The 20,968-nt window shown below is 69.5% G+C and carries 23 protein-coding genes and 3 tRNA genes; 8 read left to right on the plus strand and 18 right to left on the minus strand.

From position 1 onward, the window contains the following. Positions 1-44: 44 nt before the first annotated feature. A complete protein-coding gene (locus SB754_RS13170; RefSeq protein ID WP_410782755.1) occupies positions 45-467 on the minus strand; it encodes a hypothetical protein in 423 nt (140 codons plus the stop codon). A gap of 76 nt (positions 468-543) precedes the next feature. Here SB754_RS13170 and SB754_RS13175 point away from each other — a divergent pair, with 76 nt between their 5' ends. The 3 genes from SB754_RS13175 (at position 544) to SB754_RS13185 (ending at position 2,352) form a co-directional block, all read left to right on the plus strand. Beyond that, the gene (locus SB754_RS13175; protein WP_410782756.1) at positions 544-1,518 is read left to right on the plus strand and encodes a pirin family protein; all 975 of its coding nucleotides are present in this window, start codon (positions 544-546) and stop codon (positions 1,516-1,518) included. A gap of 145 nt (positions 1,519-1,663) precedes the next feature. Then, complete coding sequence (locus SB754_RS13180) at positions 1,664-1,942, plus strand: hypothetical protein (RefSeq protein ID WP_410782757.1); 279 nt, start codon at positions 1,664-1,666, stop codon at positions 1,940-1,942. After that, a complete protein-coding gene (locus SB754_RS13185; protein WP_410782758.1) occupies positions 1,939-2,352 on the plus strand; it encodes a type II toxin-antitoxin system VapC family toxin in 414 nt (137 codons plus the stop codon). The genes SB754_RS13180 and SB754_RS13185 overlap by 4 nt, the downstream gene beginning before the upstream one ends. A gap of 7 nt (positions 2,353-2,359) precedes the next feature. Here the strand turns inward: SB754_RS13185 and cls are convergent, their stop codons facing one another. The 15 genes from cls to tilS form a co-directional block, all read right to left on the minus strand. Then, positions 2,360-3,823, minus strand: a complete 1,464-nt coding sequence (gene cls / locus SB754_RS13190) for a cardiolipin synthase (RefSeq protein WP_410782759.1) — start codon at positions 3,821-3,823, stop codon at positions 2,360-2,362. A 93-nt stretch (positions 3,824-3,916) separates the two neighbouring features. Further along, complete coding sequence (locus SB754_RS13195) at positions 3,917-4,090, minus strand: hypothetical protein (protein WP_410782760.1); 174 nt, start codon at positions 4,088-4,090, stop codon at positions 3,917-3,919. A gap of 42 nt (positions 4,091-4,132) precedes the next feature. Beyond that, positions 4,133-5,692, minus strand: coding sequence for a lysine--tRNA ligase (gene lysS, locus SB754_RS13200; RefSeq protein WP_410782761.1), 1,560 nt, complete (start codon positions 5,690-5,692; stop codon positions 4,133-4,135). Between the two features lie 42 nt (positions 5,693-5,734). After that, positions 5,735-6,607, minus strand: a complete 873-nt coding sequence (gene panC, locus SB754_RS13205; protein ID WP_410782762.1) for a pantoate--beta-alanine ligase — start codon at positions 6,605-6,607, stop codon at positions 5,735-5,737. 39 nt (positions 6,608-6,646) lie between these two features. Then, complete coding sequence (locus tag SB754_RS13210) at positions 6,647-7,453, minus strand: Rossmann-like and DUF2520 domain-containing protein (protein WP_410782763.1); 807 nt, start codon at positions 7,451-7,453, stop codon at positions 6,647-6,649. Beyond that, positions 7,453-9,174: a PH domain-containing protein gene (locus SB754_RS13215; RefSeq protein ID WP_410782764.1), complete on the minus strand. Its 1,722-nt coding sequence runs from the start codon at positions 9,172-9,174 to the stop codon at positions 7,453-7,455. The genes SB754_RS13210 and SB754_RS13215 overlap by 1 nt, the downstream gene beginning before the upstream one ends. After that, entirely contained in the window at positions 9,171-9,656 is a 486-nt protein-coding gene (locus SB754_RS13220; RefSeq protein WP_410782765.1) for a PH domain-containing protein, read from the minus strand. The genes SB754_RS13215 and SB754_RS13220 overlap by 4 nt, the downstream gene beginning before the upstream one ends. Then, the gene (locus SB754_RS13225; RefSeq protein WP_410782766.1) at positions 9,640-10,119 is read right to left on the minus strand and encodes a DUF3180 domain-containing protein; all 480 of its coding nucleotides are present in this window, start codon (positions 10,117-10,119) and stop codon (positions 9,640-9,642) included. Before SB754_RS13225 ends, SB754_RS13220 begins: the two co-directional genes overlap by 17 nt. After that, positions 10,116-10,658 (minus strand): 2-amino-4-hydroxy-6-hydroxymethyldihydropteridine diphosphokinase, encoded by a 543-nt coding sequence (gene folK, locus SB754_RS13230; protein WP_410782767.1) that lies wholly within the window; start codon positions 10,656-10,658, stop codon positions 10,116-10,118. Before folK ends, SB754_RS13225 begins: the two co-directional genes overlap by 4 nt. Beyond that, positions 10,655-11,038: a dihydroneopterin aldolase gene (gene folB, locus SB754_RS13235; RefSeq protein WP_410782768.1), complete on the minus strand. Its 384-nt coding sequence runs from the start codon at positions 11,036-11,038 to the stop codon at positions 10,655-10,657. The genes folK and folB overlap by 4 nt, the downstream gene beginning before the upstream one ends. Next, entirely contained in the window at positions 11,031-11,822 is a 792-nt protein-coding gene (gene folP / locus SB754_RS13240) for a dihydropteroate synthase (protein WP_410782769.1), read from the minus strand. Before folP ends, folB begins: the two co-directional genes overlap by 8 nt. Before the next feature lie 8 nt (positions 11,823-11,830). Continuing rightward, a complete protein-coding gene (gene folE / locus SB754_RS13245) occupies positions 11,831-12,409 on the minus strand; it encodes a GTP cyclohydrolase I FolE (protein WP_410782770.1) in 579 nt (192 codons plus the stop codon). Positions 12,410-12,422: 13 nt separating this feature from the next. Further along, a complete protein-coding gene (gene ftsH / locus SB754_RS13250; protein WP_410782771.1) occupies positions 12,423-14,426 on the minus strand; it encodes an ATP-dependent zinc metalloprotease FtsH in 2,004 nt (667 codons plus the stop codon). 79 nt (positions 14,427-14,505) lie between these two features. Further along, on the minus strand, positions 14,506-15,057 hold the full coding sequence (gene hpt / locus SB754_RS13255; RefSeq protein WP_410782772.1) for a hypoxanthine phosphoribosyltransferase: 552 nt from the start codon (positions 15,055-15,057) through the stop codon (positions 14,506-14,508). Positions 15,058-15,073: 16 nt separating this feature from the next. After that, positions 15,074-16,147: a tRNA lysidine(34) synthetase TilS gene (gene tilS / locus SB754_RS13260; protein WP_410782773.1), complete on the minus strand. Its 1,074-nt coding sequence runs from the start codon at positions 16,145-16,147 to the stop codon at positions 15,074-15,076. A gap of 44 nt (positions 16,148-16,191) precedes the next feature. On the opposite strand from tilS, the gene SB754_RS13265 reads away from it, so the two are divergent. Further along, positions 16,192-16,680, plus strand: a complete 489-nt coding sequence (locus tag SB754_RS13265; protein WP_410782774.1) for an inorganic diphosphatase — start codon at positions 16,192-16,194, stop codon at positions 16,678-16,680. Positions 16,681-16,782: 102 nt separating this feature from the next. Here SB754_RS13265 and SB754_RS13270 read toward each other — a convergent pair whose 3' ends face one another. Together SB754_RS13270 and SB754_RS13275 are read right to left on the minus strand one after the other, a co-directional pair. Continuing rightward, positions 16,783-18,099 (minus strand): NlpC/P60 family protein, encoded by a 1,317-nt coding sequence (locus SB754_RS13270; RefSeq protein WP_410782775.1) that lies wholly within the window; start codon positions 18,097-18,099, stop codon positions 16,783-16,785. Next, positions 18,092-19,417 (minus strand): peptidoglycan DD-metalloendopeptidase family protein, encoded by a 1,326-nt coding sequence (locus tag SB754_RS13275; protein ID WP_410782776.1) that lies wholly within the window; start codon positions 19,415-19,417, stop codon positions 18,092-18,094. The genes SB754_RS13270 and SB754_RS13275 overlap by 8 nt, the downstream gene beginning before the upstream one ends. A 301-nt stretch (positions 19,418-19,718) precedes the next feature. Between SB754_RS13275 and SB754_RS13280 the strand changes: the two genes are divergently transcribed. The 4 genes from SB754_RS13280 to SB754_RS13295 all read left to right on the plus strand — a co-directional run bounded on the left by SB754_RS13280 (position 19,719) and on the right by SB754_RS13295 (position 20,941). Continuing rightward, positions 19,719-19,791: transfer RNA gene (locus SB754_RS13280), tRNA-Glu, on the plus strand. Positions 19,792-19,833: 42 nt separating this feature from the next. Further along, positions 19,834-19,910: transfer RNA gene (locus SB754_RS13285), tRNA-Asp, on the plus strand. 74 nt (positions 19,911-19,984) lie between these two features. Then, a tRNA-Phe gene (locus SB754_RS13290) sits at positions 19,985-20,060 on the plus strand. 281 nt (positions 20,061-20,341) lie between these two features. Next, the gene (locus SB754_RS13295) at positions 20,342-20,941 is read left to right on the plus strand and encodes an RNA polymerase sigma factor (RefSeq protein WP_410782777.1); all 600 of its coding nucleotides are present in this window, start codon (positions 20,342-20,344) and stop codon (positions 20,939-20,941) included. Positions 20,942-20,968: the final 27 nt, after the last annotated feature.

Raw genomic sequence — 20,968 nt, forward strand, 5'->3', positions numbered from 1 at the left:
GTCGGCGTGACGCGTCGTGGCGGGACCGGGCGGATTGCGCCCGATCAGCCCCGGCCGGCAGGCAGCGTGAGCGTCGCGTCGGGCAGGACGACCTTCACTTCGGAGGTCGTGCTCAGCTTCTCGGGGGTGGTGAAGACCGTGGTGTGGGGGACGTAGTCGCGCGTGCAGATGCCCCCGGGGGCCGGCGCGAGCGTCGCCGTGATGGTGTCGTCCTTGGTGAGCGAGACGTTCTGCACCTTCGGCGGGCATGAGGAGCTGCCGTAGAGGACGATGGCGAACTGGCTGCCGTCCTCCAGCCACGCCGCCCAGGAAGCCCCTCCTGCGCTGCTGGCGGGTGCCGGGACGCCCTTCGGTTCACCGGCGTAGTCCTCGACCGGCTTACCGGGGGATGCGCTGCATCCTGCGAGGCCCGCGACGATCGCCAGCGCGGCGAGGACGGCGACGGGGCGGGCGGCGGTCTGGGGCACGAGACCATTGTAGGAAGCGCACCTGCGTGGGATCTGCCGGGGCGCGGGAAGGCGCGCCGCCGCTTAGGATGCCGCTATGAGCAACCTGGAGCGCGACCCGGTCGAACTGGTGGCCGGCTCCACGGCGCTCGCGGACGCGGATGTCGAGATCCTGGAGCCGCGGGACGTACCGCTCGGCGGACCGCGGGCGATGACCGTGCGGCGCACCCTCCCGCAGCGCCGCCGCTCGCTCATCGGCGGCTGGTGCTTCATCGACCACTACGGACCGGACGACGTGTCGGAGAGCGGCGGGATGCGCGTCCCGCCGCATCCGCACACGGGCCTGCAGACGGTCAGCTGGCTCTTCGAAGGGGAGATCGACCACCGCGACAGCGTCGGCAGCCACGCTCTGGTCCGACCGGGCGAACTCAACCTGATGACGGCGGGTCGCGGGATCAGTCACTCGGAGGTGTCGACAGGCCGTACCTCCCGCCTGCACGGCGTGCAGCTCTGGGTGGCGCTGCCGTCGGAGTCGCGGGACATCGCCCCGTTCTTCGAGCACCACACTCCCGTCGCCGGCCGGATCGGCGCTGCGACGGTGAAGACCTTCGTCGGGTCGCTAGCGGGAAGCGGCACGGAGGCGACCGTGTTCTCGCCGCTCGTCGGAGCCGAGCTCCTCGTCCCGGCGGGAGCGAGCATCGAGGTGCCGGTCGATCCGGCATTCGAGCACGGGATCCTGGTGGACACGGGTTCTGTAACGGTCGCCGGGGCGGGTGTCCCGGTGTCGCACCTCGCCTACCTCGACACGGGGAGGGCGAGCGTCGTCATCGAGGCGGCATCCGATGCCCGGCTGGTCCTGCTCGGCGGCGAGCCGTTGGGAGAGCAGATCGTCATGTGGTGGAACTTCATCGGGCGCAGCCACGACGAGGTGATCGCGTTCCGCGCCGCGTGGCAGGGCGAGGTGATCGCCGGCGGCGATCCCTTCGGCCGCTTCGGCTCCGTGGACGGGTACGGCGGCGCGCCGCTCCCGGCACCTGAACTGCCCACGGTACGGCTGCGGCCGCGCGGCTGACGCCTATCCGTCCACAGCGCCGCTTCTCCGCCGGTTCTCCACAGATTCCGAACGATCCTGACGCATCGTCCCCCCGCCGCGAGAATAGGCGAGAGATGCATGCAGATACCTTGTATCTGCATGCACGACCATCTACCCTCGACGTATGGGAGTCACCGTGCAAGTTAGAGACCTGGATCCGGCCGTCAATGAGCGCCTGAAGGGTGCAGCGGCAGCCAAGGGGCTGTCCTATTCGGAGTACCTCCGGCGTGAACTGACGCGCATCGCCGAGAAGCTGCGCATCGAAGAGCGCTGGCGTGATCTGACGGCCGAGCACAACGAACGGTCGCAGGCTCAGCTGGAGGGCGCGCCCGTCCTGCCCCGTCTACCGGTCCGCACCGAAGAGATCGTGCGCGGCATCCGCGAAGACCGGAACAGCCGATGATCGCCGCGGTGATGGACTGCAGTGCACTGGTCGCCCTCCTGGTCGACGGCGGCGCCGAGGCGGTGCAGCAGAACGCCGAGCTGGCCGATTGCCTCCTGATCGCGCCGCACCTGGTCGATCCCGAGTTCCTCAGCGCGATGCGCCGTCTCGCGCGGCTCCATCCCGACTACGAGAACGCGTGCGAGCGTGTGATCCTCGATTACTACCGCCTGCAGATCATGCGGGTGGAGCACGAGCCGCTCTGGCCTGAGGCCTGGCGATGGCGCGACAACCTGAGTGCGTACGACGCCATGTACGTGGCGCTGGCGAGGCTCATGGAGCTTCCACTCGTCACGGCAGACGATCGACTCGCCTCAGCCGCCGAGCCGTGGTGCGAGGTCCGGCGGCTCAGCGAGCTGCAACCCGCCTGAGGGGCGGTTACTGCAACGCCGAGGTGAGGCGCGCCAGGTTGTCCAGCACGGTGCCGCGCAACGGCTGCTTCATCCACTCCGCGAGAGTGAGCTCGCGGCTGTCACGCCGATAGCCGGCCTCCACCCTGCGCATCTCCTCGACGAAGGAGCGGCCTCGGACCATGAGCGAGACCTCCATGTTCAGCTGGAAGGAGCGCATATCCATGTTGCTCGAACCGATCACGGCCACGTCGTCGTCGATGGTGAAATGCTTCGCATGAAGGATGTACGGAGCCTTGTACATCCAGATGCGCACGCCGGCTCGCAACAACGCCTCGTAGTACGACCGCTGCGCGTGATACACGAGCGCCTGGTCGCCGATCTCCGAGACGAAGAGCTCGACCTCGATACCGCGCTGGACGGCGGACGTGATGGCCATGAGCATCGACTCGTCGGGAACGAAGTACGGGGACGTGATGACGATGCGCTCCTGCGCGTAATAGAGCAGGGCGAGGAAGAGCCGGAGGTTGTTCTCGCCGGCGAACCCGGGTCCCGAAGGGACGACCTGAGCATCGAGCTCGTTCTCCTCGATCTCGTCCGTGATCGGCTCGGTCTCCCGGCGGAGCAGCTCGTCCGTCTCGCTGTACCAGTCCGTGATGAAGATTGCGTTCAGACCGGCGACGATGGGGCCTTCCAGACGAACGATCAGTTCCTTCCACTTCAGGCCGCGACGAATGTTCGACCTCTTGTTGTAGCTGCGGTCGATCACGTTCTGCGACCCCATGAAGGCCGCACGCCCGTCCACGATGAGGAGCTTGCGGTGATTGCGCAGGTCCGGCCGCTGATAGCGGCCGCGGAACGGCTGGATCGGCAGCATCAGCTGCCATTTCGCACCCATGGCCGTCAGCCGTTTGATGGTTCGCCTGTAGTCGGGAGTGCGCAGCGACGCGATGTGATCCAGCAGCACTCGGACCGTGACTCCGCGCTTCACGGCGTCCTCGAGCGCGTCGAAGAACGGTGCGGTCGTCTTGTCGAGGGTCAAAATGTAAAACTCGACGTGCACGTAGCGGTGGGCCTTGCGGATCTCATCGGCCATCGAGGTGAGCGAACCCTGGTAGTCGCCGTTCAAGGTCGCACGGTTGCCGCCCACGAGCGGCATGGCGCCGAGCTTCCGGTTCAGCTCGACGACACCCTCGAGCCAGGGCGGCCAGGGGTGATCGCGGCGGACGCGCTCGATGCCCTCGGTGCTGTCGATGATGAACCGGTTGATCTCCTCCTGCTTCCGCCGACGCCGCTTCGGGAGCTTGTAGCTGCCGATGAGCAAGAAGAAGAGGATGCCGATGTACGGGATGAGGAAGATCGCGAGCAGCCAGGCGGTGGCCGACGTCGGCTTCCGGTTCCGCGGAACGATGATGATGGCGAGCACACGGATGACGAAGTCGACGAGCAGAGCGAGCACGATGGAGAACGAGACCCAGAACCCCGTCTCCATCTACACGTCCCTCCGGTGATCGCAGAGGGACGCTGCGGCGTCCCCAGAGCTACCGTAGCGGAGAGCTACCGTGGCGCAGGCCAGAAGGCCGGGTCAAGACTTGGGTGCGAGTCCGCGCCGAGCCCGCTCCTCGGCCTCCATACGGGTGTACGCCTTGCGCTCGTTGCGATCGGCACGCACGATCGCGCGCATGATCGCCCAGAAGAGCAGCCCGACCAGGACGGTCGGAGCGAGAGCCCAGACGATACCGCTGATGACGTCGTTCATATCGCCACCATGCTAACCCGCTCCCCTGGGAGGCGGCGCACGCTACTTGACCAGCGGGAACAGGATCGTCTCGCGGATCCCGAGCCCGGTCAGCGCCATGAGCAGCCGGTCGATGCCCATGCCCATGCCGCCGGTCGGCGGCATGCCGAACTCGAGGGCCCGCAGGAACTCCTCGTCGAGGCGCATCGCCTCATTGTCCCCAGCGGCGGCGAGCTTCGCCTGCTCGACGAAGCGTTCGCGCTGGACGACCGGGTCGACCAGCTCGGAGTAGCCGGTGGCGAGCTCGAAGCCGCGCGTGTACAGGTCCCACTTCTCGACGACGCCCTCGCGCGAGCGGTGCGCTCGGACGAGCGGGCTGGTGTCGACAGGGAAGTCCATGACGAAGGTCGGACGCACGAGGTCGGTCTTGACGTAGTGCTCCCACAGCTCCTCGACGTACTTGCCCGCCAGCGGGTGCTCGATCTCGATGCCCGCGTCTGCGGCGAGCGCACGCAGCCGCTCGATCGGGGTCGCCGGGGTGATCTCCTCCCCGATCGCCTCCGACAGGCTGTCGTACATGCGGATGCGATCCCAGTCGCCGCCGAGGTCGTACTCCGTGCCGTCGGCCCACGTGACGACGCGCGATCCGGAGATCGCGACCGCGGCATCCTGGATGAGCTTCTGGGTGAGGTCGGCGATCGAGTTGTAGTCGCCATACGCCTGGTAGGCCTCGAGCATCGCGAACTCCGGCGAGTGCGTCGAGTCGGCGCCCTCGTTCCGGAAGTTGCGGTTGATCTCGAACACGCGGTCGATTCCGCCGACGACGGCGCGCTTCAGGTAGAGCTCCGGCGCGATGCGGAGGTACAGCTCCGTGTCGAACGCGTTCGAGTGGGTCACGAACGGCCGCGCCGAGGCCCCGCCGTGGATGACCTGCAGCATCGGCGTCTCGACCTCGACGAAGTCGCGCTCGGCGAAGGTGCGGCGCAGACTGGCCACCGCCTTCGCGCGATCGATGACCGTCTTGCGGGCCTGCTCGCGGGCGATCAGGTCGAGGTAGCGGGCGCGGACCCGGGTCTCCTCGCTCAGCTCGTTGTGGAGGTTCGGCAGCGGGAGCAGAGCCTTCGCTGCGATGCGCCACTCCTGCGCCATGACCGACAGCTCGCCGCGGCGACTGGAGACAACCTCGCCGGAGACGAACACGTGGTCGCCGAGGTCGACGAGCTCCTTCCAGGCGACCAGCGACTCCTCGCCGACAGCCGCCAGCGACACCATGACCTGGATGCGCGAACCGTCCCCGGCCTGGAGGACCGCGAAACAGAGCTTGCCGGTGTTCCGGAGGTGCACGACCCGGCCGGCGATGCCGACGATCTCGCCGGAGCCCTCGTCGGGCTGCAGCTCATTCCACTTCGCCCGCACCGCGGGGATCGTCGTGGTGACCGGAACCTGCACCGGGTACGCCCCGCCACCGGCGTCGGTCGACTCGGCCAGCAGCCGGTCGCGCTTGCTCAGCCGGACCGCCTTCTGCTCGCTGATCTCGTCCTCGCCGAGCTGGCCGTCGCCCAGCTGGCTGGTGCCGAGCTGGTCGGTGCCGGAGTCGGCCGCGGTGGTCTGCGCGTCGGTCATCGGTGTCTTTCCGTTCGAGGTGGCGTCGTGTGGTCGCTCAGGTCACACGGCGAGGCGCTGATTGTCGATCAGCCGAGTCGTTCCGACCCGTGCGGCGATCAGCATCAGGGCCGGACCGTGGTGGTCGGGCGGCGTCTCACGGAAGGTCTCCGGGTCGACGATCGCCAGATAGTCAAGCTTAACCGCAGGGTCGGCGTCGATGCGCGCCTGCGCCGCCTTCAGCGCAGCGGCGACACCGCCCGCAGCGTCCTCCGCCGCAGCGCGCAGTGCGCGCGACAGCGTGACGGCCGCGAGCCGGTCGTCCGTACCGAGGTAGCGGTTGCGGCTGGACAGCGCCAGGCCGTCCTCCTCCCGGACGGTGTCCACAGCGACGATCGACACGGGCAGGTTCAGGTCGTCCACCATCCGGCCGATCACGTGCACCTGCTGAGCGTCCTTCTGACCGAAGACGGCCACGTCCGGCTGCACGATGTGGAAGAGCTTGCTCACGACGGTGAGCACGCCGTCGAAGTGGCCGGGACGCGACGCGCCCTCGAAGAGCGTCCCGGACTCCCCCGCCGTCACCCGCGTCTCCGAAGCGCCGTACGGGTACATCTCGGCGGCGGTCGGGGCGAAGACCACGTCGGCGAACCCCTCCAGGGCCGCCACGTCGGCGTCCAGCGTGCGCGGGTACCGGTCCAGGTCCTCCCCCGGGCCGAACTGCAGCGGGTTGACGAAGATCGAGACCACGACGAATCCGCCGAGGTCACGTGCGCTCGACACGAGTCTCAGATGGCCCTCGTGCAGTGCACCCATCGTCGGCACGAGGACGACGCGCCCGACCGGGGCGTCGGAGGAGCCGTCCTGCCGGGCCGCAACCCGGGCCTGCCCGACACGGGCCCGCAGCTCGGCGATGGTGGTGATGATCTCTGGCATGCCCGTCCCTCCGGCCGCTCGGTGGCGGCCGCATCCAGGCTACTCGCCGTGGAGGAACCAGCCCCGCCCGTCGTCACCGGGATCGGCATCCGGCTCACTCCCCAGGGCGTCGATGACATCCTCGACCTCGAGGCGCGTCGGTGCGCCGGCCCGCGTGAGGGCGTTGTCGACCGTCGAACGGATCAGCGAGCTGAGGTACGAACCAGGGTTCTCGACGCCGATGGTTCGCAGGAGACCGGTCGACTGCTCCACGATCGAGCGCGAGAACGAGGTGGCGGTCGCGATCGCCTCGGCGTACGCCGGTCGATCGGCCTCGGCGACGACCACCGGCTCACCGCCCATCTCCACCACGAGGGCCTGCGCGATCGGCAGAACCGGAGCGGGCGCGGTGACGGCGAAGTAACTCTCGGCCAGACGGGTCAAGTCGAGGCTCGTCCCGGTGAACTCGAGCGCTGGATGCACCGCCAGCGGAATGGCCCCGGCCGCGGCGGCAGGCTGCAGCACGTCGATCCCGAAGCCGGGGGCGGTGTGGAGGACGATCTGGCCCGGCTGCCAGGTCCCCGTGGCGGCGAGGCCGGCCACCAGTCCGGGGAGCTCGGCGTCCGGAACGGCCAGAACGACCAGCTCGCTGCGCTCCACCACCGTCGGCACGTCGAGGATCGGCACGTGGGGCAGCATGCCCTGGGCGCGCTCACGGCTCCGCTCCGACACCGCAGAGACACCGACGATCGCGTGGCCTGCTCCGGCGAGCGCCAAGCCCAGAATCGGGCCGACGCGGCCGGCGCCCACGATTCCGAGGCCGAGACGTCCGGAACGCTGCGACGGCGGGCGGGCGGACGGGAGCATCAGTGTTCCTCCTCGATGGGGGTGGACGGTGCCGGTGAAGGTGCCGGTGAAGGTGCCGGTGCCGGTGCCGGCGTGGGCCCAGAATCGGTCCCCGGTTCCGGATGGCTGCCCCAGCGATGGCTGCGGTCGGCAGCGGCGGCGGCGACGGCTCGCGCGGACACCTCCTGGAACAGCGTCACGGCGGTCGGCCCGTCGATCGCGCCCAGGCGCGGCCGGACCGGGCCGGACACGGTGTGGAACCGGGCCTTCGCCAGCGTCAGGGCTGCGTCCAGCGGTCCCTGCTGCACCTCCAGGCTCTGCAGACGCGCCAGCGGAACGATGGCCAGACTGCGCCACACGAAACCACGACGAAGGAGGATGACATCGCCATCCAGCCGGAAGCCGGTGCGCTTCCACGAGAACGGGCGGATCCACACGGCCCGGTGCGGGCTGCCGGTGAAGTCGTCATGACCGCCCGAGACCATGCCGGCCTCGATGATCGCGCGGTGCTCGTCCGTCGCGAACCCGGGCAGGACCAGCGAGAGCACGCGGGAGACATCCGCCGCGTCGCCGACGGGCAGCATCGTGGTGTTCGGCTGCCCCGCGGCGCCCTTCTCGCGCGAGTGCCCGGCGGTGTCGATCCGGATCTGCCACCAGCCGAACGGCCGCCACAGCAGCGGCTGCAGCACCTCGACGGCGTGGATGCGGCCAGGCGGCAGGGTCTCGTTGCTCGTGCTCAGGAGACCGAACCCGACACGCACCCCGTCGGGAGTGCCGGCGACAGAGTAGCGGAGCGACTTCGTGAAGCGGCGGATGTAGAAGCTGGCGGAGCCGATCAGCCCCGGCAGCACGACGATCAGGAGCCACAACGCCCCGCTCGCCGCGCCCCACATCAGGAACGCGACGACGACGAGCACGAAGACGGTGAACCCGCTGAGCACGAGCGAACCGAACAGACGCAGCGGCGGGATCTTCACGACCGACTCCGGGGGCGCCGCGTTCGGGTCGAGTTCGGGGGCGAGGAACTCGTTCACCCGTCGCCCCACCAACTCGCCCACAGCTGCGGAGCGCGACGCGGCACCTGGCCCGGTGGCGGCCACCCCGGCCGCCCCGTCCACCCCGGCCGCCACCGCACTACTGCCGCCGGCCGCGGCCTCCGCCGCACGGACCCCCGACGCCAGCCGCAGCACGTCACCGCGCAGTCCGTCGGCCAGGGTCGACCCGAGGTAGGCGAGCTGCACGTTCGCGTCATGACCGGCCACCGAGATGTCCAGCTTGGCCGCGCCGACCAGTCGGGCCAGCAGCGGGCGGACCACGTTGATGCCCTGGATCCTGTCCAATCGAGCCTTGCGCTGGGTACGGAACAGGATGCCGCTGCGCACCTCGACCGCGTCGCCGGTGATCCGGAAGCTGTGCATCCTCCACGACAGGTAGAACGCGCCGAGGCAGAGCAGCAGCACGACCGCGACGCCGAGGAGCGCCCAGCCCTCCCAGCCGTGGTTGTAGATCGCGTCAAGCGGGTCTCCGCCGTACTGCGGCGCACCGACGAAGAAGTTGATCAGCCGCTCACGCAGGTTGGACAGCACGAACCCGAACACGGCGATGAACACGATGCCGCCGCGCAGCAACGGTGTCGCCGGATGCAGCCGGTGCCACTCGCCGTCGGTGTACCGCTCGGCCGCGCGCTCCGCCGACGACAGGCTCGACGCCGGCCCCTGCGCCGACGGCTGCGGCGCGCTCACAGTCCCGCCCGTCTGCTCTCCGCCAGCTCGACCAGACGGTCGCGCAGCTCGGCCGCGTCCGGCTCGGGCAGCCCGGGAACCATGACACCGGTGGACGCCGCCGCGGTGACGAACTTCAGGTCCGCCAGGCCGAGCATCCGGCTGACCGGGCCGCGGTTGATGTCGATCAGCTGCATCCGCCCGTACGGCACCGAGACGAAGCGCTGGAACATGATGCCGCGGCGGAACAGCAGGTCGTCGTCGCGCAGCAGGTACCCGATCGACCGCGCCCGGCGCGGCGCGATCACGAGCGCGATCACGCTCACCACGACGACTGCAGCGAGGAGCACCCAGCCGAACGTCCACCCGCCGACCAGCCACAGGAAGAGACAGCCGGCGGACAGCACCAGTCCGCTGATGATGGTGCTCGCGATGACCACGAGCACGTACTTCGGCGAGACGCGACGCCAGTCGCCGACGCCGAGGTCAATCCGATCGGACATGGACGTTCTCCGTGCGCTCGTCGTCATCACCGGGAGGGAGGGTGCAGAACAGCTCCGCGACCAGCCCGGCCACGAGGAGGATGACCGCGCCTGCCGTCGCAAGGGCCGTCAGCAGGATCGCGTTGCCACCGGGGAGCACATCCCTGCTCAGCAGATAGGCGCCGACGCCGATGCCCGCTCCGACCAGCAGCGCTCCGCTCAGGCTGCAGGCCTTCGCCAGCACCACGATCCGCGTCGCCTGGAACGGGTCGATCCGCCGCACACTGCGACCGCGGACCGCCCGGCGGATGGGCACCGCGAACGCCACGACGATGACGGCGACGGCCACCAGCGTGATCGGGAGGGTCAGCGGTGGGATGAAGACGGCGACGCCCATCCCGGCCGCTGCCAGTTCGGCGAGGAACCCGATCGCCAGGCCGGCGACGCCGAGTCCGATGAGCGCGGTGGGGCCGGTGCGCTTCACGAGCGGTCCTCCCAGAGCTGTACCGGATCGGTCGCACGGGCCGCCAGGTCGGCGACCGCCCCACGGCCCGCGAGCCGCGCGCCAGGGTCGACGTCGAGCCAGGGGACGAGCACGAACGCGCGCTCGTGCACGCGAGGATGCGGGAGCACGATGCGCGGGTCGTCATCCGACATGATCCCGTCGAAGTCGACGATGTCGATGTCGATCGTGCGGTCGCCCCAGCGCTCCTCGCGCACGCGGCCCAGGTCGTCCTCGACGGCGTTCACGACGCCGAGGAGCCCCAGCGGCTCCAGCAGCGTCCGGACCAGCGCAACGGCGTTGAGATATGCGGGCGCCTCCTCGTCGATCCCCGCGGGCTTGAGCGCCGGCGTCTCGTACAAGCGCGACACGGCCCGCACGTCGATCCCGGGCTCCTCGTTCAGAGCCGCCACGGCGGCGCGGATGGTGGCCGCCCTGTCCCCCAGGTTGCTGCCGAAGGCCAGCACGGCGGGAACACCGACGCGCATCCGCACCGGCTTGCCGATCGGCGCCGCGTTCACGGCCGGCTCCGGACGATCCGCACGGCCACATCACCGAACGGCACGCTGATGGGAGCCTGCGGTTTGTGCACTGTCACCTCGACGGCATCGACGGGCTCGTGAGCGAGCACCGTCGCGGCGACCCGCTCGGCGACCGTCTCGATGAGGTCCACCGGGTCCCGCTGCACCGCGGCCGCGACCTCCTCTGCCAGCTCGCCGTAATGGACCGTCGCCGCCAGGTCGTCCCCCGCCGCCGCCGGAGACAGGTCGAGCCACGCCGTCACGTCGACCACGAAGTCCTGCCCCTCCGACCGCTCGAACTCGAAGACACCGTGGTTGGCGCGCACGCGCAACCCGGTCAGGACGATCGAATCGGTCGGCCGCGAGTGGATGCTAGTCATCGCGTCCAGCTTGCCACGCCCGGGTCACGTCGAGCGCGAGCCGCGTCGACGGCACGTCGTGGACGCGCACCGCCCACGCCCCCGCCTGCGCGGCCAGCGCGGAGATCACCGCGGTCGGCGCGTCGCGGTCCTCGGCCGGCGCACCCTCCGGGAGGAGCGCTCCGAGGAACCGCTTTCGCGACGCACCGATGAGCACCGGGTAGCCGAGCGTCTCGATCTGCGGCAGGCCGGCGAGCACCTGCCAGTTGTGCCGGGCGTTCTTGGAGAACCCCAGACCCGGATCCAGGATGAGCTTGGCCGGGTCGACGCCGCGCTGCAGGAGGTCGGTGATACGTGCCGACAGCTCCGTCCGCACCTCGGCGACCGTGTGGCTGTAGACGGCACGCGAGTCCGCGGCGTCGAGGCGTCCACGCCAGTGCATGACGACGTACTGGGCACCTGTGTCGATGACGGCATCCGGCATCCCGGGGTCGCCGAGGCCTCCAGACACGTCGTTGATGATCGCGGCTCCCGCTTCGACGGCTGCGCGTGCGGTGGAGGCGTTCAGCGTGTCAACGCTCACGGTCACACCGTTCGCCGCCAGCTCGCGGATGACCGGGACGACGCGGTTCTGCTCCTCGACCGGATCGACGCGCACCGCCCCCGGTCGCGTCGACTCTCCGCCGACATCCACCAGGTCGGCGCCCTGCGCGACCAGCTCCAGACCGTGCTCGATCGCCGCCCCGGGCTCCAGCCAGAGCCCGCCGTCGCTGAACGAGTCCGGCGTCACATTCAGGACGCCCATGATGAGGGTCACTCGGAGCCACGCCCGATCAGCGCCATGAGCTCCGCGCGGGCGGTCGGGTCGGTGTAGGCGCCCCGCGCGGCGACCGTGACCGTGGTGCTCCCCGTCTGGCGCGGCCCCCGCGTCGTCACGCAGGAGTGCGAAGCGTCGAGGACGACCAGCACGCCGCGCGCGTCGGCGCCGCGTTCGATGGTGTCCGCGATCTGCTCGGTCAGCCGCTCCTGCACCTGCGGGCGCGCGGCGAGCGTCTCGATGACCCGAGGGATGCGCCCCAGGCCGATCACGGTCTCGCCCGGCAGGTAGGCGATGTGCGCCACGCCGACGAACGGGAGGAGGTGGTGCTCGCAGACGGAGCGGAACTCGATGTCGCGCAGCAGCACGGTCTCGGCTTGCCGGTCTCCCTCCAGCGGAACAGGCTCACCGAGGTCGTCCGCCGCATCCCGGCCGAGACCGGCGAAGAACTCGGCGTAGGCGTCGGCGACACGCGACGGCGTCTGCGCCAGCCCCGGACGCGCCGGATCCTCGCCGATGGCGGCGAGGATCTCGGCGACGGCCGCTTCGATGCGCGGACGGTCGATGCCGGTCATGCGCGCGGCGGCCCTATGCGGTGGCCGGCCGCGGCTTGATGGCGGGCGCGCGCTTCGGCTTCGCCGCGGGCGGCTCGGAGTCCACTCCACCGTCGACCGCGCCGGCGTCGATCGGCGCCTTGGGGAACGGGATCGGGGGCACATCCGAGATCGGACGCTTGTCACTGGACAGCCACTGCGGGCGCTCCGGGAGCTTCTTCACGTCGGCGAAGATCTCGGCGATCTGGTTGTGGTCGAGCGTCTCCTGCTCGAGCAGAGCAGCCGCGAGGCGGTCGAGCACCGCGCGGTTGTCGTTGAGTACCTCCCACGCCTCGTCGTGCGCCTTCTCGATGAGGGCGCGCACTTCGGCGTCGACGCGCTCGGCGATCCGCTCCGAGTAGTCCCGCTGGTGGCCCATGTCGCGGCCGAGGAACATCTCGCCGTTCGCCTGGCCCAGCTTGACCGACCCGATGTCGGCGCTCATGCCGTACTCGGTGACCATCTTGCGGGCGATGGAGGTCGCCTTCTCGATGTCGTTCGACGCACCGGTCGTCGGGTCGTGGAACACGATCTCCTCGGCGACACGGCCGCCCATGGCATAGGCGAGCTGGTCGAGCAGCTCGTTGCGGGTGACGGAGTACTTGTCCTCCAGCGGCATCACCATCGTGTAGCCGAGGGCACGGCCGCGCGGCAGGATGGTGATCTTCGTGACCGGATCGGTGTGACGCATCGCCGCGGCGGCGAGCGCGTGGCCGCCCTCGTGGTACGCCGTGATCAGCTTCTCCTGGTCCTTCATGACCCGGGTGCGCTTCTGCGGACCCGCGATCACGCGGTCCACGGCCTCGTCGAGGGCGCGGTTGTCGATCAGCTGCGCGTTCGAGCGCGCGGTCAGCAGTGCGGCCTCGTTGAGGACGTTGGCCAGGTCGGCGCCGGTGAAACCGGGCGTCTTGCGTGCCAGCACCTCGAGGTCGACGGAGGCCGCCAGCGGCTTGCCGCGGCCGTGCACCTCGAGGATCTTCTTGCGGCCGAGCATGTCGGGCGCATCCACGCCGATCTGACGGTCGAACCGGCCCGGGCGCAGCAGCGCGGGGTCGAGGATGTCGGGACGGTTGGTCGCGGCGATCAGGATGACATTGGTCTTCGGGTCGAAGCCGTCCATCTCGACCAGCAACTGGTTGAGGGTCTGCTCGCGCTCGTCGTGACCGCCGCCCAGGCCGGCGCCGCGGTGGCGGCCGACGGCGTCGATCTCGTCGATGAAGATGATGGCGGGGGAGTTCTCCTTGGCCTGCTGGAACAGGTCGCGGACGCGGCTGGCGCCGACGCCGACGAACATCTCGACGAAGTCCGAACCCGAGATCGAGTAGAACGGGACGCCCGCCTCACCCGCGACAGCGCGGGCCAGCAGCGTCTTGCCGGTGCCAGGAGGGCCGTACAGCAGCACGCCCTTCGGGATGCGGGCGCCGACCGCCTGGAACTTGGCCGGCTCCTTCAGGAAGTCCTTGATCTCCTGCAGCTCCTCGATGGCCTCGTCCGACCCCGCCACGTCGTCGAAGGTGACCTTGGGGGTCTCCTTCGTGACGAGCTTCGCCCGCGACTTGCCGAACTGCATGACCTTGTTGCCGCCGCCCTGCATGCCCGAGATCATGATCCAGAAGAACACGCCGATGAGCAGCGCAGGGATGAGGAAGCCGAGGATGTTGACGAACCAGTTCGGCTGCGGGACCTCGTCGTCGTAGCCCTTGGGGAGGTTCGCGTCGTCGACCGCCTTGACGACATCCTGGCCGCGCGGCGTCACGTAGTAGAACTGCACCTGGTTGCCCAGATTGCCGTCCGCCTCTTTCAGCGTCAGGTCGACGCGGTTCTCACCGTCGACGATCTTCGCGCTCGACACCTTGTCCTGGGAGAGGTACTCCAGGCCCTTCTGGGTGGAGACGCTCTTGAATCCCGACATCGTGATCAGGCTGGAGCCGATCCACACCGCGATGATCGCGAGCACGACGTACAGGATCGGGCCGCGGAAGATCTTCTTGACGTTCATGGTGCGACCACAGTACCGCCTCGGCGCTGTGGGCCTCCTGCGTGTTCGCTCTGGGCGCTCTGCGTGCGCGAGGGCTGCGTCAGCTGTACACGGCGGGGGCCAGGATGCCCACTCCGCGGAGGGTGCGGTAGCGCTCGTCGTAGTCGAGGCCGTAGCCGACGACGAACTGGTTGGGGATGTCGAAACCGACGTACTGGACGTCGATCTCGACCCGCGCGGCGTCCGGCTTGCGCAGCAGGGTGAAGATCTCGATCGACTCGGGGCCGCGGCTGCGGAGGTTCGACAGCAGCCACGACAGCGTCAGGCCGGAGTCGATGATGTCTTCGACGATCAGGACCGTCTTGCCGCTGAGGTCGGTGTCCAGGTCTTTCAGGATGCGCACGACCCCGCTGGACTGCGTGCCGCTTCCGTAGGAGCTGACGGCCATCCAGTCCATCGTGACGGGGATGCGGAGCTCGCGGGACAGGTCGGCCATGACCATGACCGCCCCCTTGAGCACGCCGATCAGGAGCACGTCCTTGCCTGCGTAGTCGCGCTCCACCTCCCGGGCCAACTCGGCGATGCGGGAGCGGATCTGCTCCTCGGTGATCAGAATCTCTGTGAGGTCGTCCTGAACGTCCGTGAGTTCCATGGGGGAGGCGCTGTCCTTACGTGGTGGGGTGAAACCTGAGCAGGCCGTTCTGCCTGACAACTCTAACGCCTGGCAGATCGACCGGACCCTGCCCGTGCCAGTCGGTGATCAGCGACGTGACGGCCAGCGTGTGGGCGCGCGTCAGGGACACGCCGAACTCGGCGGAGACCACCAGCCGGACGATCCGCTGGCGGAGCGCGGCGGGATCCGCGGCGAGGCCGCGGACGTCCAGCTCGACCGCTCCGTCGTCAGCCTGGCCGACCAGCTCCTGCGCCCACTCGAGGGCGAGGCCGTCAAGCGCCTCGTCGTCCTCGCGCACCTGTTCCGCGGTGCGCGCGAGCGCCTCCGCGACGCCCGGGCCCAGCTCGTGCTCGAGCATGGGGAGGACGGCCTGCCTCACGCGCACGCGCGTGTAAGAGGGGTCGTCGTTGTGCGGGTCGTCCCACGGCTCCAGGCGGCTGTCGGCGCAGAAGGCGCGCGTCTCCGCCCGGCGCAGGCCGAGGAACGGGCGGAGGAGGCGGCCGGTGTCCGGCAGCATCCCCTGCAGGCTGGACGGGCCAGAGCCGCGGGCGAGGCCGAGCAGGACGGTCTCGGCCTGGTCGTCGAGGGTGTGGGCGAGCAGGATGCGCTCGGCGCCGGTCTCCGCACGGGCGCGATCGAAGGCGGCGTGCCGCGCGGCGCGCGCGGCAGCCTCCGGGCCGCCCGTCGCGGCGACCTCCACCCGGTCGATCCGCACGGGGTCGAGCTCGAGGGAGCGCGCCTGCTCTGCAGCCCGTGCGGCCACCGCCTCCGAACCGGGCTGGAGGCCATGGTCGACGATCACCGCGCCCGCCCGGAAACCGGCGCGAGGCGCTTCGAAGGCGGTCGCCGCCGCGAGCGCGAGCGAGTCCGCTCCCCCACTCAGGCCGACGAGGACGAGGGCGCCAGCCGTCAATGGTGCAGGGCGGGCGGGACCGTGGTCGTCGTGCGGGTCGACGCCCGGAAGCGCGGCGGCGGCGGCGAGGGCCGTCCGGACCGCACGGCGCGCGTCCGCGATCGCGGGAGTCAGGCGCGGGCGGCGCTCCGGGGCGGGGGAACCGTTGAGGGGCACCTAGTAACGTTAGTGCGGAATCACGACCACAAAGGAGCACCGGCATGGCCGAATACGACGTCGTCATCGAGATCCCCAAGGGGAGCCGCAACAAGTACGAGGTGGACCACGAGACCGGTCGCGTGTACCTCGACCGCGTGCTGTTCACCAGCTTCGTCTACCCGACGGACTACGGCTTCTTCGAGAACACCCTCGGCGACGACGGCGACCCTCTGGACGCGCTCGTCCTGCTCGAGTACCCGGTCTTCCCGGGTGTCGGCGTGAAGGTGCGCCCGGTCGCCGTCCTCAACATGAGCGACGAGGCCGGCGGCGACGCGAAGATCATCGCCGTGCCGTACAAGGACCCGCGCTGGCTGCACATCCAGGACGTCGACGACATTCCGGAGCAGACCCGCAAGGAGATCGAGCACTTCTTCGCCCGCTACAAGGACCTCGAGCCGGGCAAGTTCGTCAACATCGAGGGCTGGGGCGACGCCACGGAGGCCGAGACCATCATCCAGAAGGCGATCGCCAAGCTAGCCGACGAGCACTAACCCCCTCCCTCCCCACCGTCGAGTACACGAAAACTGCACGGATTCGGCGCGAATCCGTGCAGTTTTCGTGTACTCGACGGTGGGGAGGTCGGGCGGTGGGGGTCAGGCGCTGGGGCGCGCGACCAGGCGGTAGGGGGAGCCCCAGACGGACTGGATCTTGACGACGTCGCCCTCGGTGGGCGCCGCGATCATCATGCCGCCGCCGATGTAGATGCCGACGTGGTAGAAGTCGCCGGGGCCGGAGCCCCAGAAGATCAGGTCGCCCGCTTGCTTGGCGCTGTACGACACGAGCTGACCGCGGCCGGCCGCCGTGTAGTACTGGTTGTTCACGGAGTGGGAGCCGATGTAGAGGCCGGCGTACGCGTACGCCTTCATGGTGAGGCCCGAGCAGTCGTAGCCGGTCGGGCCCTCGCCGCCGAAGATGTACGGCTTGCCGAGTTGGGCTCGGGCGTACGCGATCGCGGTCTGCACGACGTTGCCGTTGGGGGCCGCGGGAGCGGCCGGAGCAGCAGGGGCAGCGCCGCCGCCTCCCCCACCACCGGACGACGCCGGAGGCCGCGCCGCCTGCTGCTGCTGTTGCTGCTGCGCCGCCTGCTGACGCCGCTGCTCCTCCTCGGCCGCCTTGCGGGCCGCCTCCTGCTGCGCCTTGATCTGCTCGCCCTGGAGGTACGCGGCCTCGGTCTGCGCCGACGTGTTCTTCAGCGTCGCGAGCTGCGCGACGAGCTCCGTCGACTTCTGCTGCTGCGTGGCCAGGGCCGCCTGCGCCTGGCTCTGCGCTGCCTGCGCCGCCGCGAGCGCCTTGTCGGCCTCGGCCGCGAGCGCCTCACGCTCGGTCTTGGCGGCCTTCGCCTGGGCGGTCAACGCGTCTGCGGTGTTCTTGTCCTTGGTCGCCTGATCGTAGACGGCCTTCGACTGCTCGGTCAGCTTGCTCATCGTTCCGAGCTGGAACAGGAGCTTGTCCGCGGCCGAACCCGAGCCTCCGCCCTTGAGCATGAGGTCGGTCGTCACGTCTCCGCCGCCGGACTTCGCCAGGTGGGAGGCGAGGAGACCGGCGCGCATCTTCGACGTCTTGGCCTTGTCCGCCGCGTCGGACGCCTGCTTCTGCAGGTCGTCGGCCTTGGCCGTCGCCGCTGTCAGCGCGTCCTTCGCCTGGAAGTACGCCTCCGCCGCCTTCTCGGAGGCGACACGGGCCGCATCCACACTCGACTGCAGCCCCGAGATCAGGGAGGTGATGTTGTCGATCATCGCCTGCTGGTTGGCCACGTTGTTCTTGGCCTGCTGCACGTCGTTCCACGACGGGTAGTCGACCGCCTGCGCGGGGGTCACGATGCCGATGGAGGCGGTGACCGCTCCCATGACGCCCGCGCCGATGGCGAGGCCCGGGCGGATGCGGCTGCTCTTCTCGTTCTCGTTAGCCAAGGGGTGCCTGCCTGTCTCTCATGAACGGGATGCCGTCGATCTTCGTGTCGTTGATGCGCACCTCGTAGTGGAGGTGGCAGCCGGTGGACGCCCCCGTCGTTCCGACGCGCGCGATGGGCTGACCGGCGCTGACGTGCTGCCCGATTCCGACGAGGATGCCGCCGTCGCGGATGTGCGCGTAACCGGTCTTGACCGCGCTGCCGTTGTCGAGGAGGACGAAGTTGCCGTACGAGCCGTTCGGGCCGGCGTAGATGACCGTGCCGTCGTGGGCCGCGTAGATGGGCGAGTTGCACGAGGCGCCGATGTCGATGCCCAGGTGGTACGTGCTTCCGACGCCTCCCGGGGAGGGACGGGCGCCGAAGCCGTCGGTGATCGGTCCGGCGGCCGGAACCGCCCACCCCTGTGGACCGACGTAGCCGCCCGGCAGTCCGCCCGAGCCGCGGGCTGCCGCCGCTGCAGCGGCCGCGGCGACGCCGGCTTCGTAGCCGGCGACGGTCTTGGCGGTGGCGTCCTTGAGGGCGGCGACCTGCGCCTGCATGATCACGATCTGCTTCTGCTGCTCGGCCAGCTTGTCCTGCGCGGCCTTCGCCGCTTCGATGGCCGCCTGCATCGCGGCCTCGGCGACGACCCGGAGTCGCTCGCGCTCGGCCTTGGCCTGGTCCGCCTGCAGGGAGAGCGACCTGGCCGTGTTCTGCGCGGTCTTCGCGTCGGTGTAGACCTTGTTCGACTGCTCCACCAGCTTCGACATGCTGCCGAGGCCGGAGAGCAGCTTGTCCGGGCTCGTAGAACTCGCGTTGTTGCCGCTGAGGAAGAGGTTCGCGGTCAGATTGCGGCCACCGGTGCGGTAGAGCTGGGCGGCGAGCTTGCCCGCCTGCTCGCTCGCGTCGTCCGCCTTCTTCTTGCTCGCGGCCGCCTGCGACTCGAGGTCGAGCGCCTTCATCGTCGCCGTGTCGAAGTTCGCCTGCGCGACCTCCAGCTCTTCGCCGCGCTTCACGGCAGCGGCCTGCGTGTCGGCGACCTCCTGCTTGAGGGAGGAGATGAGGCCGTTGATCCGGTCGACCTGGGCAGTGGCGGCGGACTCGTTCGCCTTGGCGTTCTGGACGTCCTGCCAGGACGGGTAGTTGTCCGCATATGCCGGAGCAGCGACAGCGCCGACCGCTGTCACGGCGGCGACGGCGAGGCCGGCGAGGGCAGCGCGGACCGCCCGGCGGCGGGGGCCGCTGGGCCTGTTCGTGGGAACCTCTCGGCTCGACGTCTGGCTTCTCATCGTGTTCTCGACCCGCTCACTTCTCGCGTCGACATCGGTCACATGCGTCACAGATGAACCGCAGTCAACATGCGCAACTTTAGCAACACGGGGTCTGCGGGCCAGGGTCGGATGGCCGTAATGCCGGATCGGGGGCGTGCGTCCGCACGGGCGGCCGGGGGGACCGCCTGGCTCGCAGACTATGCGTCCGCATACGGCGGTCGGGGGATTTCCGCGTGGCGTTGCGCGAACCGAGGCCGCGCGCGACCGCTCGACCCGCCCGGGATCCGGGCGCGATTCGCATTCTCGACGACACTTCCGTATGCTTATGCGTCGGTGGTCATCGGAAAGCGAAAGCGATTCGGGACGATCCGGCCCCATCGTTTAGCGGCCTAGGACGCCGCCCTTTCACGGCGGTAGCACGGGTTCGAATCCCGTTGGGGTCACGTCCAACGGCGTCCACTACAATTCAAAAAGCACCACAATAAGGCCCTGTAGCGCAGTTGGTTAGCGTGCCGCCCTGTCACGGCGGAGGTCGCGGGTTCAAGTCCCGTCAGGGTCGCCACGGCGACAAGCCCTTCCACTCGGAAGGGCTTCCGTCTACGTGGACGAGGGCGCCTCGGGCGCCGCGAGTCCCACGGCTCTGTAGCTCAGTTGGTAGAGCGTTCGACTGAAAATCGAAAGGTCACCGGATCGATGCCGGTCGGAGCCACCAAGAAAGCCCCCGGTCCCGAACGGAGTCCGGGGGTTTTTCGTTGACGCTACCGGCTGGTGAACCGGCGGTACGCCCACACGAGGACGGCGGTCAACGCTGCCACGACGATGAGCCCGACGGCGAACAGCGCAGTCCAGAGCGCGACCGGTGCCACGATTCCTCCTTGTCTGTGCGCTTGTCCGGTGCCGCGTGGGCGTGCGTCGCGATGGCGTCTCACTCGCCCGCGGAGCCCGTCAGTGCCTCGTGTTAGCCTCTGTCCGACCAGATTCGGGGGTGTCGGCGTGGGGGAACCGGACACCGATGCTGCACTGTGGCTGGAGGTCACCTCCGGCACCGAAGGTTCGTTCGCTGTCTTGCTCGATCGTCATCGGACGAGTGTGTTCGGCACGGCGTACGCGCACCTGAAGAGCGCGCACGATGCGGACGACGTCGTCGCAATGGTCTTCCTGGAGGCGTGGAAGAACCGCGACACGGTGTGTATCGTCGACGGTTCCGTCCTCCCCTGGCTCCTGAGTGTCACCGACGACGTGTTGCTCAAACGCACCCACAGCACGAGAAGGTGGCGTCGCCTGCTCGCAGACCTCCCCGAATCGGAGGAGCATGCCGACCACTCCGCCGACGTTCGCACCGACGCGGTCCGTGACACCCTGCTGACCCAGGTGCGCACCGAATCGAGCCGGCAGCGCCACGCGGTGCGGCGACGGTCCGCGATCTGGGGCGGCATCGGGCTGCTGGTCATCGGAGGTGCCGCAACCCCCGCCACCGCTATCGTCCGAACGCAGCCCGTGACCGACTCCGACATCGTCTACTGCCTCGCTTCGCCCCACCGGGGCGCGGACGGCAGTTCAGCTATGCCGCGGCCACACAGCCGATCGACATGACCCAGCTCATCGATCGGGCCCCTCACG

Origin of the sequence: Leifsonia sp. SIMBA_070, from assembly GCF_046534635.1 — a bacterium.
Classification (GTDB): domain Bacteria; phylum Actinomycetota; class Actinomycetes; order Actinomycetales; family Microbacteriaceae; genus Leifsonia.

Bases quoted from the DNA above. Each gene is read 5' to 3' on its own strand.
- SB754_RS13175 (WP_410782756.1), top strand. From the start codon at position 544: ATGAGCAACCTGGAGCGCGACCCGGTCGAACTGGTGGCCGGCTCCACG.
- SB754_RS13180 (WP_410782757.1), top strand. From the start codon at position 1,664: ATGGGAGTCACCGTGCAAGTTAGAGACCTGGATCCGGCCGTCAATGAG.
- SB754_RS13185 (WP_410782758.1), top strand. From the start codon at position 1,939: ATGATCGCCGCGGTGATGGACTGCAGTGCACTGGTCGCCCTCCTGGTC.
- cls (WP_410782759.1), bottom strand. From the start codon at position 3,823: ATGGAGACGGGGTTCTGGGTCTCGTTCTCCATCGTGCTCGCTCTGCTC.
- SB754_RS13195 (WP_410782760.1), bottom strand. From the start codon at position 4,090: ATGAACGACGTCATCAGCGGTATCGTCTGGGCTCTCGCTCCGACCGTC.
- lysS (WP_410782761.1), bottom strand. From the start codon at position 5,692: ATGACCGACGCGCAGACCACCGCGGCCGACTCCGGCACCGACCAGCTC.
- panC (WP_410782762.1), bottom strand. From the start codon at position 6,607: ATGCCAGAGATCATCACCACCATCGCCGAGCTGCGGGCCCGTGTCGGG.
- SB754_RS13210 (WP_410782763.1), bottom strand. From the start codon at position 7,453: ATGCTCCCGTCCGCCCGCCCGCCGTCGCAGCGTTCCGGACGTCTCGGC.
- SB754_RS13220 (WP_410782765.1), bottom strand. From the start codon at position 9,656: ATGTCCGATCGGATTGACCTCGGCGTCGGCGACTGGCGTCGCGTCTCG.
- folB (WP_410782768.1), bottom strand. From the start codon at position 11,038: ATGACTAGCATCCACTCGCGGCCGACCGATTCGATCGTCCTGACCGGG.
- folP (WP_410782769.1), bottom strand. From the start codon at position 11,822: ATGGGCGTCCTGAATGTGACGCCGGACTCGTTCAGCGACGGCGGGCTC.
- folE (WP_410782770.1), bottom strand. From the start codon at position 12,409: ATGACCGGCATCGACCGTCCGCGCATCGAAGCGGCCGTCGCCGAGATC.
- ftsH (WP_410782771.1), bottom strand. From the start codon at position 14,426: ATGAACGTCAAGAAGATCTTCCGCGGCCCGATCCTGTACGTCGTGCTC.
- hpt (WP_410782772.1), bottom strand. From the start codon at position 15,057: ATGGAACTCACGGACGTTCAGGACGACCTCACAGAGATTCTGATCACC.
- SB754_RS13265 (WP_410782774.1), top strand. From the start codon at position 16,192: ATGGCCGAATACGACGTCGTCATCGAGATCCCCAAGGGGAGCCGCAAC.